Annotated in this window: 1 pseudogene; it reads left to right on the top strand. The window is 44.3% G+C overall.

The annotated features are described in order from the left end of the window. A pseudogene (locus tag AB4585_RS26870) lies at positions 1–262 on the top strand (hypothetical protein); the annotation flags it as partial.

Consider the following 262-nt stretch of genomic DNA (forward strand, 5'->3'; position numbering starts at 1 on the left):
GGACCGGACTATGAGGAGCCTGAAACAACACTCGCTCAAACCTACCTATATGCGGGTAATGAGGAGAGCGTCAATTCGGAATACTGGTGGAAACAATTCAATGATCCAACCTTGAATCAAATGATCGTCGATGTACAGCAACAAAACATTCCATTGCAGCTGGCAGCTGAGCGCATCAAAATGGCAAATTCATACAAAAAAGCCGTCGAGTCATTCAAAGTGCCAACTGTCAGTATTGGGGGTGGCTATTATAATTACCAAC

The organism is Vibrio sp. 10N.222.49.C9 (assembly GCF_041474985.1).
In the GTDB taxonomy this organism is placed as follows: Bacteria; Pseudomonadota; Gammaproteobacteria; order Enterobacterales; family Vibrionaceae; genus Vibrio; species Vibrio crassostreae_C.